General features: G+C 71.8%; 12 protein-coding genes. 9 read left to right on the top strand and 3 right to left on the bottom strand.

What is annotated here, in order from left to right; translation table 11 throughout:
• Positions 1-58 precede the first annotated feature (58 nt).
• Positions 59-1,036, top strand: a complete 978-nt coding sequence (locus IPJ78_00740) for a DUF4350 domain-containing protein (protein ID MBK7905070.1) — start codon at positions 59-61, stop codon at positions 1,034-1,036.
• Here the strand turns inward: IPJ78_00740 and IPJ78_00735 are convergent.
• On the bottom strand, positions 1,033-3,003 hold the full coding sequence (locus tag IPJ78_00735; GenBank protein ID MBK7905069.1) for an amidohydrolase family protein: 1,971 nt from the start codon (positions 3,001-3,003) through the stop codon (positions 1,033-1,035). The two genes, IPJ78_00740 and IPJ78_00735, sit on opposite strands and share 4 nt — an antisense overlap.
• 117 nt (positions 3,004-3,120) lie before the next feature.
• Here IPJ78_00735 and IPJ78_00730 point away from each other — a divergent pair, with 117 nt between their 5' ends.
• From IPJ78_00730 to IPJ78_00715, 4 genes are read left to right on the top strand one after another with little or no spacing between them, the layout of a single operon-like run.
• Positions 3,121-3,330, top strand: a complete 210-nt coding sequence (locus tag IPJ78_00730) for a heavy-metal-associated domain-containing protein (protein MBK7905068.1) — start codon at positions 3,121-3,123, stop codon at positions 3,328-3,330.
• The gene (locus IPJ78_00725; GenBank protein ID MBK7905067.1) at positions 3,330-3,686 is read left to right on the top strand and encodes a metal-sensitive transcriptional regulator; all 357 of its coding nucleotides are present in this window, start codon (positions 3,330-3,332) and stop codon (positions 3,684-3,686) included. The genes IPJ78_00730 and IPJ78_00725 overlap by 1 nt, the downstream gene beginning before the upstream one ends.
• Positions 3,683-4,681 carry a pyridoxal-phosphate dependent enzyme gene (locus tag IPJ78_00720; GenBank protein ID MBK7905066.1) on the top strand — a complete coding sequence of 333 codons (999 nt, stop codon included), beginning with the start codon at positions 3,683-3,685 and terminating at the stop codon, positions 4,679-4,681. The genes IPJ78_00725 and IPJ78_00720 overlap by 4 nt, the downstream gene beginning before the upstream one ends.
• A 1-nt stretch (position 4,682) precedes the next feature.
• On the top strand, positions 4,683-7,085 hold the full coding sequence (locus IPJ78_00715; GenBank protein MBK7905065.1) for a carboxypeptidase regulatory-like domain-containing protein: 2,403 nt from the start codon (positions 4,683-4,685) through the stop codon (positions 7,083-7,085).
• Positions 7,086-7,091: 6 nt separating this feature from the next.
• Here IPJ78_00715 and IPJ78_00710 read toward each other — a convergent pair whose 3' ends face one another.
• Together IPJ78_00710 and IPJ78_00705 are read right to left on the bottom strand one after the other, a co-directional pair.
• A complete protein-coding gene (locus IPJ78_00710) occupies positions 7,092-7,538 on the bottom strand; it encodes a RidA family protein (GenBank protein MBK7905064.1) in 447 nt (148 codons plus the stop codon).
• Positions 7,539-7,549: 11 nt separating this feature from the next.
• Positions 7,550-7,969 (bottom strand): cytochrome c, encoded by a 420-nt coding sequence (locus IPJ78_00705; protein MBK7905063.1) that lies wholly within the window; start codon positions 7,967-7,969, stop codon positions 7,550-7,552.
• 138 nt (positions 7,970-8,107) lie between these two features.
• Between IPJ78_00705 and IPJ78_00700 the strand changes: the two genes are divergently transcribed.
• From IPJ78_00700 to IPJ78_00685, 4 genes are all read left to right on the top strand, one after another.
• Positions 8,108-9,553 (top strand): FAD-dependent oxidoreductase, encoded by a 1,446-nt coding sequence (locus IPJ78_00700; protein ID MBK7905062.1) that lies wholly within the window; start codon positions 8,108-8,110, stop codon positions 9,551-9,553.
• Positions 9,550-10,620 carry a hypothetical protein gene (locus IPJ78_00695; GenBank protein ID MBK7905061.1) on the top strand — a complete coding sequence of 357 codons (1,071 nt, stop codon included), beginning with the start codon at positions 9,550-9,552 and terminating at the stop codon, positions 10,618-10,620. The genes IPJ78_00700 and IPJ78_00695 overlap by 4 nt, the downstream gene beginning before the upstream one ends.
• Positions 10,621-10,682: 62 nt before the next feature.
• Positions 10,683-12,425, top strand: coding sequence for a DUF885 family protein (locus IPJ78_00690; GenBank protein MBK7905060.1), 1,743 nt, complete (start codon positions 10,683-10,685; stop codon positions 12,423-12,425).
• Between the two features lies 1 nt (position 12,426).
• A complete protein-coding gene (locus IPJ78_00685) occupies positions 12,427-14,220 on the top strand; it encodes a hypothetical protein (protein MBK7905059.1) in 1,794 nt (597 codons plus the stop codon).
• Position 14,221 lies beyond the last annotated feature (1 nt).

Here is a 14,221-nt window from a genome sequence, read left to right as displayed (position 1 = left end):
GCAAGTTGTCCGGGACCGCTCGGCGCCGCAACTTGAGGCGTCTCTCTCGGAGGTCAGGATGCGTCGTCCCCGGAACGGTGCCGCGCTCGCGGCGGGTCTCATCGCGCTGGTCGCTGTGCGCGCGCTCACGGCGCAGCAGGTCCCCGACCGCGCCTTCCGCCCGCCCGTGCCGCGGCCGGCGTATGCGGTCGGTGCCGGGCCGCGTCTCTGCCTCGACGAGGCGCATCACAACTTCCACACCCTCGACGACCGCTTCTGGGCGTTCGGCGAACTCGCGCGGCGAGACGGCTATCGCGTCGCGCCATCACGCGAGCCGATCACCGCGGCCGCGCTCGCCAAGTGCGACCTGTTCGTCATCTCCAACGCGCAGTCGAGCGCGCTCGAGTGGGATCGCTATCCCACGCCGACGCCCTCGGCGTTCAGTGACGCCGAGATCGCCGCGATGCGCGCGTGGGTCGAGGGAGGCGGACGCCTGCTCCTCATCGCCGACCACATGCCGCTCGCCGGTGCGGCCGCGAAGCTCGCGGCGGCCTTCGGCGCGAGCTTCACCGACGGCTTCGCGTACAAGGCGACGCCCGCCGGCGCGCCCGATTCGATGGTGACGCGCATCCGCGGCACGCCGACCCTGTTCGTGCCGCAGGATGGCACGCTCCCCGAGCACGCGATCGTCCGCGGGCGCGACAGCACCGAGCGCGTCACGCAGGTCCGCAGCTTCACGGGGCAGGCCTTCCGCGTGGAGGGGGCCGACGTCGAGCCGGTGATGGTCCTGCCGGCGGACTTCATCGTGCTGCTGCCGCGCTACGCCTGGCAGTTCGATGCGCGCACGCGGCAGGAGGCGGTGGGCGGCTGGCTGCAAGGCGCGACGCGTCGCGTGGGGCAGGGCCGCGTCGCCTTCTTCGGCGAGGCGGCGATGTTCAGCGCGCAGGTCGCGGGGCCGCAGAAGCGGCCCATGGGGATGAACGCCGAACTCGCCGAGCAGAATCCGCGGTTCGCGCTCAACACCTTGCACTGGTTGAGCGGGATCCTCGCACCCTAGTGGTCGTGGCCGTCGTCGCCCTCGGCGCCGTTCGGCCCACGCGACCCCGCGGCCACGAGGTCGCTCACCTTGTAGACGCGCCCGCCGCGGATCACGGTCTCGATCCGCGCCAGGTCCCCGATCCGCTCCGCCGGGCGCCCCGCGACGATCAGCAGGTCCGCGACCTTGCCGACGCTCACGCTGCCGAAGTCGCGCTCGTCCTTCATGTGGCGCGCCGCCTCGATGGTCGCGATCTGCAGCACGCGCGCGGCGGGGATCCCCGCCTTCTCGTACATCTCCAGCTCCCGGCGATAGGTCGAGCCCGACGAGTTGTCGGTCCCCGCGATGAGCGGGATCCCCATCGCGTAGAGCCGGCGGATGAGGTTCAGGTACGCGCTGTCGGCCTTCAGCTGGTCCGGTGAGCCGCCCGCGCCGACGATCGCGCCGCCACCGCCGATCCAGAGGTTGAACGTCCCGTCCACCGCGGTCCCCTTCGCCTTGAGGTACTCGAGCAGCTTCGTCATCGGCGGCGAGAAGACGTCGAAGGTCGGTGCGACCGCCGTCGCCACCTGCGAGTAGGCGCGCATGCGCGGCAGGTAGAGCGAGTCCTGGAAGAAGTTCGAGAAGAAGAACGCGGCGTGCTGGATCTCATCGAAGCCGAGGCCGACCGCGGCCTCGATGCTCAGGCCGCGCGGGATGTGCCCGCTCAACCGCATCCCACGTGCATGCGCCTCGGCGGCGATCGTCGGGACGAGGTCGGGATGCGTGACGTTGTAGAGCTTGATCTGCTTGTAGCCCGCCGAGTCGTACTTCACGACCCAGCGCCGCGCCTCGGCCTCGGTCGCGACGAGCGCCTCGCTCGGTCCGGCCCAGGCGAGCGGCCCCTCGATGAACCCGCCGAGCACGGCGCGTGGCGCGGCGAGGAGGCCGCGCGCCTCGCGGTCGCGCAGCGACGTCGCGACGTCGAAGTCGGCCGCGAGGTCTCGCTGCGTCGTGATGCCGTTGGCGAGCTGCGTGGTGCCCAGCGTGAGCTGGCTGTTCACCTGGATGTGCCCATGCATGTCCCACATCCCGGGCATCACCGTCTTTCCCGTCGCGTCGATGACCGTCGCGCCGGCGGGGACGGTGACCGCGTCCGCCGCACCGACCGCGACGATGCGGTCGCCGCGGACGATGATCGTCTGCGCCGGCCGCATCACGCCCGCCTCGGCGTCGAACAGGTCGCCGCCGCGGATCGCGATCGTCCCGACCGTCGTCGTGACGACGCGCTTGGCGAGCGCCTCGCCCTGCGCATCGCGCCACTTGAGCTCGATCGCGCGGAAGGCGGGCAGGAGCGGCACGACCGCGGGCTTCACGGTGATGAACCACTGCACGTCGGTCGCCAGCAGCTCGCCGCGTTCGTCGAGCCAGACGCCATTGGTGACGATGCTCGACCCGCGCGACACCATGACGAGGCGCGCGCGCTGGCGCGCGGCGCCGAGGCGCAGCGTGGTGTCGGCGATGATCTCGGCGCGCGCGGTGCCGCCCACCGCGAGCGTGCCGCGCCGGCCCGGCTGGGCGAGGAGGAATCGCGCGAGCGCTGCCTGGTCGAGCGGGGTGCCGCCGCGGAGCCCGACGAACGAGCCGGCCGGGATCGCGGACATCGTCGCCATGCCGCTCGCGGAGATGCTCCGCAGCGAATCTCCCGCGACCTCGAAGCGCTCGGTCGGCGCGCCCGTCGCGCCATCCGGATTGATCGGCCTCGACTCGGCGCTCGCCAGTCGGCCATTGCGCATGACCTGCCGCACCTCGATCCGGCCGCCGCGATTGCGGTCCGTATAGATGTATCGCGTGATGGTCGTGTCGCCGCGCGTCGCGACGACGAGGTCGCCGGCCTTCCGGCCGTGATTGTCGACGAGCCAGACCGTGGAGTCGGCCGCGGGCGCGACGGCCATGGCGGTGGCAGGCGCGGAGGTCAGCGCGGCGAGGGCGAGGAGCGGCAGGAGCATGGCGGCGAGGAGTTGGGGACCGCCAACATTATCGCGCGGCGGGCCCGGGCGCTCGGAATCTTGCCAATAGGGGTAGGGGGTATGTATGCTAGGGGACACCGTTCTCCGGACCTCCCCATGACCAACCTCACGCTCAGCATCTCCGGCATGACCTGCGGCCACTGCGTCGCCGCCGTCTCCAACGCGCTCAAGGCCGTCGAGGGCGTACAGGTGGAGGAGGTGCGCATTGGCACCGCCAAGGTGCAGTACGACGAATCGAAGGTCTCCGCGGCGCACCTCGCGCAGCTCGTGACGGAAGAAGGCTACGTCGCGATCGCGAGCGCCTGATGGCGACGGCGCTCAAGGTCCATGCGGCGGCGAGCTGCGGCTGCGGGGCACACGAGGCCGAGGATGGTCGCAAGGCCGTCGCCGTGGACGTCGACGTGAAGGAACGCAACCTCAAGCGGCTGCGCCGCATCGAGGGGCAGGTGCGCGGGATCCACAAGATGGTCGAGGAGGACCGCTACTGCGCCGACATCATGGTGCAGATCTCGTCGGTGCAGGAGGCGTTGCGCAGCGTGAGCCGCGAGCTGATGCGCAATCATCTCAAGCACTGTGCGGCGGGCGCCATCCAGGCGGGACCGACGGAGGCCGAGGCGATGTACGACGAGCTCGTGGACCTCATGTACAAGCACAGCCGATGAGCGCGCCGCGCGGGGCGGCCCTCGCCGCGGCCTTGCCCATCACCTTCGACGACGTCCTCGCGGCGGAGGAGCGGCTGAGGCCCCATCTCGCCCCCACGCCGTTGCGCGCCTACGCGCAACTGGATGAACTCGTGGGGAGCGGCGTGCAGGTGTTCGTGAAGCACGAGAACCACCAGCCCACGCAGAGCTTCAAGATCCGCAACGGGCTCAATGCGATCCTCGGGCGCTCGGCGGAGCAGCGCGCGCGCGGCGTGATCGGCGCGAGCACCGGCAATCATGGGCAGGGGATCGCGTACGGCGGGCGGCTCACCCGCACGCCGGTCACCGTCTGCGTCCCCGAGGGGAACAACCCCGAGAAGAACGCCGCCATCCGCGCACTCGGCGCGGAGCTCGTCGAGGTGGGGGCCACCTATGACGAGACCGTCGTCGAGTGCGGGCGGATCGCGGAGGAGCGCGGCCTCGCCTTGCTGCACTCGACGAACGACCCGCTCGTCGTCGCCGGCGCCGGCACGATGACGCTCGAGATCCTCGCACAGCAGCCCGACCTCGACGCGCTCGTGATCGCGCTGGGCGGCGGCTCGCAATCGGTGGGCGCGCTCACCGTCGCGCTCACGAAGAAGCCGGCGCTGAAGGTCTATGCCGTGGGCGCCGAGGGGGCACCGGCGCAGTACGATAGCTGGACGAAGGGGACGCGGCTCACCGGACAGCCGGCGCGGACCTTCGCCGAGGGGATCGCGACCGGCTCGGCGTACGTGCTCACCTTCGCCGCGCTGCGCGAGGGATTGAGCGACTTCATCAAGGTGAGCGACGCCGAGATGTACGCGGCGGTGCGGGACCTCATCCGCATCACGCACAACCTGCCGGAGGGCGCGGGGGCGGCCGGGCTCGCCGGCCTGCGCAAGCTCGCGCCGCGGCTCGCGGGGAAGCGCGTCGGCATCGTGATGTGCGGCGGCAATCTCAGCGACCGGGACCTGCGCATCGCGATGCAAGGGTAGCATGCGATCCCGCGCGCTCGCCGCCCTGGTGTTGCTGCTGGCCGCCGACCGGCTGGCCGCGCAGCAACTCACGGGCATCGTGCTCCGCGATGCCTCGCGCGCACCGGTGAGCGGCGTGGTCCTTCTCGCCCATTCGCCGGTGGGCGACACCGTGCTCGCGCGCGCGATCTCAGGGGCGCGGGGACAGTTCGCGTTGCCCGTGCGCGCGGGCGCGTTCCGCGTGCGTGCATTGCGGATCGGCTATCGCCCCGCCGAGCTCGGGACCTACACGCTGGCGCCGGACGAGATCCGCCGCGTCTCGCTCGTGTTGCCCGAGAACCCGCTCGTGCTGCAGGCGGTGACGCTGCGCGCGAGCGCCCGGTGCGACGTGGTCGGACGCGCCGGCGAGGCGGTCGCGAGCCTCTTCGATGAGGCGCGGAAGGCGCTGGTCGCGACGCAGCTGCGGCCACCGGAGGGACGACCGACCGCGCTGGTGGCGGTGGCGAAGAGTGCGACGTCCCTCACCGGCGCGTCGCTGATGGAGCCGGAGTTCCGCCTCATCTCCGGGCAGTCGGTGCGTCCCTTCCAGGCGGTGCCCCTCGAGGACATCGAGCGGCGCGGCTACGTGGTGGAGGAGGACGGCAACACCTTCTTCCGCGCGCCCGACGCTCCGGTGCTCCTCTCCGAGTCGTTCGCGGCGTCGCACTGCCTGCAGCTCGTCGAGGGGCAGGGGACGCAGGCGGGGCTGATCGGCATCGGCTTCAAGCCGGTGCGCGTGCAGCGGCCGCGGGTCGGGATCGCCGGCACGCTCTGGATGGATCGCGCGACGTACGAACTGCGCCGGCTCGACTTCGAGTACGTGGGACTCGTGCCGATGCTCGCGCGCGCCGGGTTGGGCGGCGAGGTGCTCTTCACGAGGCTCGCCGATGGTTCCTGGATCGAGAGTCGCTTCGAGGTGCGGATGCCGCGCCTCCGGATGGCGCCGGTCTCGCGCGGCCGGATGCCGTTCCCGGTGCTGGACGGGCACGAACGCTCCACCGGCGAGGTGCTCTCCATGCGCATCGCCGACACGCTCCTCTTCCAGGGGGACTCGGCGCTCGAGCGCCGGATGCTCGCCGCGATCGGCGCCAACGGCGGCAGCGTCGCGGGGATCACCTTCGGCGGCATCCGCGGCACCCTCACCGACTCGCTCCGCACCCGCGACGCGGTGCGGCTCGCCGGCGACACGGTGGTGCTGCGCGAGCTCGGACTGCGAGCGGTCAGCGACTTCACCGGGACCTTCGACTTCAAGGGTGTCCCCGCGGGGCGCTACACGCTCCTCTACCGGGCGCCCTGGTTCGACAGCCTCGGCGTCAGCCCGCTCACGCACGCGCTCGAGGTGCGCGCCGGCGAGCTCACCGAGACGGCGCTGGCGACGCCCGCCCTCGCGACCTACCAGTTCCTGCAGTGCGGCGCCCAGCTCGACACGCTCGACGCCCTCCTCCACGGCGAGATCACCGACGGGGAAGGGATGCCGCTCGCCGGCGCGCGCGTCGTCGCGCGGTGGAGCATCTGGCGGATCGAGGGCGATCGTCCCAGCCAGCAGCGGATGGAGCGCACCGACACGACCGGCGTGAGCGGGGCCTACCTGCTCTGCGGACTGCCGAAGGACGTCCCGTTCGACGTGACCGCGTACGCGACCGACGCCGACACCGTCGGCGTGCGCGCGCGCGTCGGCCCGACGGGGGACATCGGGCGGCGCAGTCTCGTGCTGGGCGATGCGAACGCGCGGGTGCGCGTGCGTGGCCGCGTCGTCGGCCCGGACAGATCGCCGCTCCGGCAGGCGACCGTCGCCTCGATGAACGACGAGGACGCGATCGCCCTCACGCGCGGCGACGGGAGCTACGAGCTCGCGATCCGCGGGCGCCGCTCGCAGCAGGCGCGCGTGCGCGCCCTCGGCTACGAGCCGCGGATCATCGACCTCGACCCGCGCGCCGCGCTCGTCGAGATCGATGACGTGATGCTGGTCCCGGTGGCGCAGGGACTCGACACCGTGCGCATCACCGCGAAGGACCCGTTCGACTGGCGGGACGAGTTCGACCGGCGTCGGGCGATCGGCCTCGGGCAGTTCATCACGGAGGATCAGCTGCGGCGCCTGCCCCGCGTCACGCCGAACGCGGTGGCCCAGTTCGCGCCGCGCATCAAGATGGACCGGGGCGCGATCAAGATGATGCGCGGGACCATGCCGTGCTGGCCCCGCTGGTTCGTCGACGGCCATGACGAAGGTCCGCAGTTCGACAGCCAGGGACGCCCGCACTTCGACGGCGCCGAGATCCCGGGACTCCTCGATCGCGCGAAGTCGATCGAGGTCTACCCCGCCACACAGGCGCCGGCCCGCTACAACGACTTCGAGGGCTGCGGCGTGATCGTCGTCTGGACCCGCTGACCGTCGCTACTTCGCGGGCATCGTCGCCATGCACTCGATCTCGAGCTTGGCGTTCGGCACCACCAGCGCCTTGATCACGACCGTCGTGCGCGCCGGCGGCGCCACCGGCCACATCTTCGCGTAGGCCTCGTTCATCCCGCGGAAGTCGGCGCCGTCGACCAGGAAGACGGTGCACTTCACCGCGTTCTCGATCGTCGTGCCCGCGGCCTCGAGGTTGCGCTTGATCGCGTTGAGCGCGCTCGTCGTCTGGCTCTGGATGGTCGAGTCGGCGTCGCGGCCGGGGAGGGCGCCCGAGGCGAAGACGAGGTTCCCGACGCGGATCGCCGGCGTGAGCGTCGCGCTCGAGTTGCCGATCGCCTCGCGGGCCTGCGCGCGCGCGACCGACGGGAACGCGGCGAGCGCGACGAGGGCGGTCACGGCGGTGGCGCGGAGGAGGAGGGAGAGGGTGCGCATGATGGGCCCGGTCAGCGGGTGGAGGGAGGGAAGGTCAGCTTCACGGCCGCGAGTGCGGCAGCGTCGGCGGCGAGCACGGCGGGCGCGACGGGCATCCCGTTGCGCTTCAACAGGTACGCGATCACCGCGGTGTACGTCTCGGGTGTGAGCGAGCCGGGATCGCTCTCCGGCATCGTCGTGCGAATCTGGTCGAAGAGGTCGTAGGCCGAGCGCCCGCCCCACTTGAGGCGGAAATCCGGGTCGGAGAGGTTCTGCGCGTGGCACTCGAGACAGACCGAGCGGAACCACTGCTCGCCGACCTCCACCTGCCGGAGGGCGGCGGAGTCCAACGGCGAGGGTTCCTGCGCCGAGAGCGGTAGCGCGGCGATGAGGCCGGCGGCGCCCAGCAGGGCACCGAGGGCGGCACGAGGGGAACGGGAGCGGGGGATCATCGGCTCGGAAGCTGGGTCGCCGCCTCAACGCGTGCAAGCGGTCGGGCGTTGGAACGGGACGCGAGTCCTTCCCGGCGCGATTGCGGCCCCCTCGCGCGGGAGCGATCTTCGGCCCATCCCCAGCCCCGGGTCCTCTCGATGTCAGACGCTTCCGATCCGCGCGAGCCGCTCGCCTCCGAGCTGCCGCGCCGCGACTTCCTTCGCCTGGCCGGACTCGGCACGGGCGCGCTCCTCAGTGGCGTGACGCCGCTCGCCGTCGAGGCGCAGGAGCCCCCGATCTTCCCCGTCCACACCGGCCGGCGGCCGCGCGGCACGCGGAACAACCACGTCGTCGTCGTCGGGGCGGGCGCGTGGGGCGCGTTCATCGCCTGGCACCTGCGCAAGGAAGGCAACAAGGTCACGGTGGTGGAGCAGTACGGCGCGGCGAACTCACGCTCGACGAGCGGCGACGAGACGCGCGGCATCCGCTCCTCGTACGGCGACCGCACCATCACCCCGGAGCTCTGGGTCGCGTGGGCCCGCGAGAGCATCAAGCGCTGGCGCGAGTTCGACCAGGAGCACACGAAGCGATTCGGCACGCGGTTCTTCTACACGACCGGCGACATCATCCTGCGCGACAAGCCGCAGGCCTTCACCACGCGTTCGCGCGAGCTGTGGGACAAGCTCGGTGTGAAGTACGAGGTGCTCGACGAGGCCGAGGCGACGCGCCGCTTCCCGCAGATCCGCTCCGAGGGGAACGAGGTCATCCTCTACGAGCCCGACGCCGGCGTCGCGCGCGCGCGCGACTCGGTGCAGGCGGTGGTCACGCTCGCGCGCGACGCGGGGGTGCAGTTCCGGCAGGGCCGCGTGACGCCCGGGCCGGTCACGAACGGGCGCATGCAGTACGTCTCGCTGCAGGACGGCACGCGGATCGGCGCCGATGCCTTCGTGTTCGCCTGCGGGCCGTGGATGGGCAAGGTCTTCCCCGAGGTGATGAAGAACCGCACGAGCTTGCCGGTGGGCCACGTCTGCTACTTCGGCCCGCCGATGGACGACACGCGCTTCACCCATCCCAACATGCCGAGCTGGAACGTGCCCGGCGTGACCGGCTGGGCCGCGCTGCCGACCGACTCGCACGGGTTCCGCGTGCGGGGCGCGATCGCGCCGCCGGCCCCGCCCACGCCGCCCGGCGAGGCCCCTGCCGCGCCGCCGCCTCCCCCGCCGCAGGTCCGTGCCGACCCGGCCCAGCAGGACCCCGACACGAGCTCGCGCTGGACCAACGCCGACCGCGTCGATGGGTCGCGCAACGTCCTGAAGAAGTACTTCCCCGCGATGGCCCTGGCGCCGCTGCTCTCCACGCGCGCCTGCCACTACGAGATCAGCGTCAACCGGAACTTCATCGTGGACAAGGTCCCGGGCGCGGAGAATGCGTGGATCACCGGCATGGGACAGGCGGAGGGCTTCAAGTTCTCGATCGTGCTCGGCGAGTACGCGGCCTGGCGCGTGATGGGCAATGCAGGGGACCCGACCATCGCCGAGGCCTTCAAGTATCCGGCCAACGAGTATCCGCCGACGCCGCCGACGCGCGGGGAGGACGACGAATGATCCGCCGCATCACGCTCGCCGCGTTCGCGCTCGCCGCCGTGGCGCGGCTCGACGCGCAGGTCGCGCCGGTGAACGACCGGCCCAATCCCTACACGACCATCGAAGGCTGGGCGAAGATGCCCGCCGGTCGCGTCTGGGGGTCCACGAGCGCCGTCGCGATCGACCGCGACGGCCAGAGCGTCTGGGTCGCCGAGCGCTGCGGCCAGAACTCGTGCGTCGGGTCGGACCTCGATCCGGTGCTGCTCTTCGACAAGGACGGCAACCTCGTGCGCTCGTTCGGCAAGGGGATGATCAACTGGCCGCACGGCATCCATGTCGATCGCGAAGGGAACGTCTGGATCGTGGACGGGCGCGACAATCGCCCGCCGGCGCCCCGTCCGGGACAGCCCGCTCCCGCGACTCCGGCGGCGACGCCTTCACGCGTCTTCGGCCATCAGGTCATCAAGTTCTCGCCCACCGGCGAGGTGCTCCTCCGCCTCGGCACCGATGGTGGCGCGCGTGAGCCGGGCTTCTTCTTCCAGCCCAACGCGGTCTACGTCGCGCCCAACGGCGACATCTTCGTCGTCGAGGGGCATGCGTCGGGTCCCGAGGCGAATGCGCGCGTGCTCAAGTTCGACCGCAGCGGCCGCTTCCTCATGACATGGGGGAAGAAGGGGACCGGGCCGGGCGAGTTCGACCAGCCGCACGCGCTGGCGATGGACTCGCAGGGACGGCTCTTCGTCGCGGACCGCTCGAACGACCGCATCCAGATCTTCTCGCAGGACGGCAAGCTGCTCGACACCTGGACCCAGTTCTCGCGCGCCAGCGGGCTCTTCATCGACGCCAACGACGTGCTCTACGCCGCCGACTCCGAGTCGGGGTCGATCGAGCCGCGACGTCCCGAGTGGCAGCGCGGGATCCGCATCGGCAGCGCCCGCACGGGGGAGGTGACCGCCTTCATCCCGGACCCGGTGACCACCACCCGCAACACGAGCGCGGCCGAAGGGGTGGCCGTCGATTCGCGCGGGAACATCTACGGCGCCGAGGTCGGACCGCGGGCGCTCAAGCGATATGAGAGGAAGCGATGAACGGCGAAGGCTCAAGGATGATGGGGGAAGGGGGAACGGCGAACAGCTCCCGCCTCGCGGGCATGACGAGGCTGGCCTTCGTCCTCCTCCTCGCGTCGGCCGTCGCGTCGCCGCTGGCCGCACCGCTCGCCGCCCAGCGCCGCATCGGGATGATCCCCGTCGGCGCGAGCGAACTCCGCGACACCGTCGCGCTCTACTCGACCGATCGCGCCGCGCTCGGCCGGCGCTGGACGGTGGAGTTCTCTCCCACGCGGCGCGCGCGGTTCGGCACGTTCTACGAAGGATGGCGCGAGCGGCTCCGGAAGATCGACTTCGCCCGGCTGAGTCAGGAAGGGAAGATCGACTACGTGCTGCTCGAGTCGAAGGTGAAGGCCGAGCAGGCGCAGTTGCGGCGCGAGGAGAAGCTCGCGGGGGAGATGGCGGCGCTCGTGCCGTTCGCGGCGGTCGTGACCGAGCTCGAGGAGAAGCGCCGCCGCTTCGAACCGGTGGACGCGCCCGGATCGGCGCGCGCGCTCGCGAAGCTCGCCGCCACCGCCGACTCGCTCACCCGCGCGGTGCGCGCGAAGCCGGCCAACAGCGCCACGCGCCCCGAGCGGATCGTTGCCCTGCGCACGGTCGGGTACCTCGATGACCTCCAGGGGACGCTGCGCAACTGGAACCGCTTCTACTCCGGTTACGACCCCGAGTACACCTGGTGGACGGCGGACCCCATGCGCCGTGCCAACACGGCGCTGACGAACTACCAGAAGGCGATCCGCGAGGCGATCATCGGCCAACGCGACGGGCAGGAGGAGCCGATCGTCGGCGACCCGATCGGCCTCGACGGTCTGCGCGAGGATCTCGCGGCGGAGATGATCGCGTACGAGCCGCAGGAGCTGATCGACCTCGCCGAGCGCGAGTTCGCCTGGATCGAGACCGAGCAGAAGAAGGCGGCCCGCGAGATGGGCTTCGGCGACGACTGGCGCGCCGCGCTCGAGAAGGTGAAGCAGGCCTACGTGCCGCCCGGTGACCAGCCCGAGCTCATTCGCCGGCTGGCGCGCGAGGCCGTCGCGTTCATCACGGCGAAGGACCTCATCACCGTGCCGCCGCTGGCGGACGAGATCTGGCGCATGGAGATGATGACCCCGCGCCAGCAGCTCGTCTCCCCCTTCTTCCTCGGCGGCGAGATCATCCAGGTCTCGTATCCGACGGACAGCATGGCCGACGCCGACAAGCTCATGTCGATGCGCGGCAACAACCCGCACTTCTCGATGGCGACGGTGCACCACGAGCTGATCCCGGGGCACCATCTGCAGGGCTACATGACGTCGCGATACAACACGCACCGCGGCGCGTTCGGCACGCCCTTCTGGACCGAAGGCTGGTCGCTCTGGTGGGAGATGCTGCTCTGGGATCAGGGCTTCCCGAAGACCCCCGAGGACCGGATGGGGATGCTCTTCTGGCGCTCGCACCGGCTCGCGCGGATCATCTTCTCGCTCAAGGTCCACCTGGGGCAGATGACGCCGCAGGAGGCGATCGACCTCCTCGTCACGCGCGTCGGCCACGAGCGCGCCAACGCCGAGGCGGAGGTGCGACGGTCGTTCAACGGCACCTACTCGCCGCTGTACCAGGCGGCCTACATGATGGGCGGGCTGCAGATCCGCGCGCTCCACCGCGAACTGGTGGGCGGTGGTCGGATGACGAACCGCGAGTTCCACGACGCGATCATGCAGGGCGGGCGGATGCCGATCGAGATGGTGCGCGCGAGGCTCACGGGAGCGGCGCTGTCCCGCGACTATCGGGCGAGCTGGAAGTTCATCCAATGAGATGAGGACCGTCGCGTGCGTGCTGGCCTGGGCGTGTGCCGTCGCGCCGCTCGGGGCGCAGTCGTTCGTGCGCCAAACGCTCGCGATCGCGGCCGCGCCGGGCAGTGGGGATTCGCGCCTCTGGCGCCGTGTCGTCGATGCGGCGCGATCGGGGCTGCGTCGTGACGTGGATCGGCGCGCCATCGCACTCGTCCCCGCCGATTCCCTGGAGCGGATGCTGCGTGCCCTCGGCATCCGCGAGCCGGGCGACGCGACGGAGATGGACCTGCGCACCGTCACGCGCCTCGCGCGGGCGGACGAACTGCTCGTCGGGCGGGCCGTGCCCGGCCCGGGGGGGATCGACGTGCAGGCGTGGGTCGTGCTCGTGCGCGATCCGCGACAACGGGAGCCGCTGCGGTCGCTGCGCGCCGCCACGCCCGAGGCGGCCGGGGATTCCCTCGCGCGTGCGCTCCTCGAGGTGCGTCGGCAGTTCGGCGAGGTGCGCCAGTGCGAGAACGCGGCGCGACTCGGCGATCGCGCGGCGGCCATCCGGGCCGCGACCGCAGCGCTCCGACTCACGCCCACGGGGCTGGTGGCGCGGATCTGTCTCGCGCGCGCGCTCGTCGAGTCGGGGGCGCCCGCCGACTCGGTGCTGCGGCTCGCCGGACAGGTGCTGGCGCGCGACTCGGCGAGCGTGATCGCGTTGGCCCTCCGGGCACAGGCGCTGGACGGACTCGTCCGCCGTCGCGATGCCGCGGAGGCCTGGGCGCAGGTGCTCGCCGCGCGTCCCGACTCGGCGGACCTGGCGGTCGTCGCGCTCGAACGACTGCTCGCGCTCGAGCGTCCCGCGGTCGCCCTCGACGCGATCGACGCGCTCGTGGGTCGGCATGCGAGCGACGCGCGATTCCCGCGATTGCGCTTCCGCGCCCTGCACACCCTCGGACGATGGGAGACGACGGCGACTCTCGGCGATTCGCTCGAGACCGTCGATCCCGAGTTCGCGGCCGGCGCGGCGTACGCGGTGCGGTACGTCGATGCGCTGCTGCACCGCGGCGATACGCTGCGCGCCGTGGCGAAGAGCGCGCGCTCGGTGGTCGAGCATCCTGACGATCCGCGGCTGTACGTCCAGTACTTCCGTCTCATCGCCGACGAACGCACCGTCGCCCTGGCGCGCGGGCTGGAGCGATTCCCTCGGCTGGCGGAGTTGCGGGTCCTCGCGGCGCAGGAGGCGCGCGCGGCCGGTGACCGGGCCGCCGAGCGTGTCGCGTTGCGCGAGGCGCTCGCGTCGGACGCGACGCTCGCGCAGAGTCAGTTGCGGCTCGCGGAACTCTGGTTCCAGGATGGTCGCCCCGACAGCGCGTTGCGCGTGCTGCAGCGCGCGCCGCGCGAGGGCATCGCCGGCGCGGCCTCGCTGCGCCGCTACGCGATGGCGCGCGGCGTCGAGCTGCTCCGGTCGGCGTCCGACACCGTGCCCTCCTCCTACGCGTTGCCCCTCGCGCTCCTTGCGCTCGCCGACAGCGTCGAGTCCGGCCCCGATACGCGCGGCCTGCTGGTGGCGGGAGGGCTACAGATGGCCCGCAGCGAACTCGTGCTCTCCTCGGTCACGCGGGCCTGCGACGGCGTGCGCCGAGCCGATCTCGCGCTCGGCGCAACGGCAGCGCTACTCGCACGCGGCGTCGGGGACGGCTCCGCCGCCGATGAGCTCCGTCAGGCGCAGGCGGTGATGCGCGGCGCGGTCGACGACGCGCTGCGCCGGGACTGCGCGCCAGCGCCACCGGTGGGCGCTGGCACGGATCGGACGGTCCTCGCTCCTTAGC

The sequence above is a fragment of the Gemmatimonadota bacterium genome (assembly GCA_016714015.1).
Lineage (GTDB): Bacteria > Gemmatimonadota > Gemmatimonadetes > Gemmatimonadales > Gemmatimonadaceae > Pseudogemmatithrix.
Note: the sequence above shows the minus strand (reverse complement) of the source record. Positions and strands in the feature narration are given on the sequence as shown.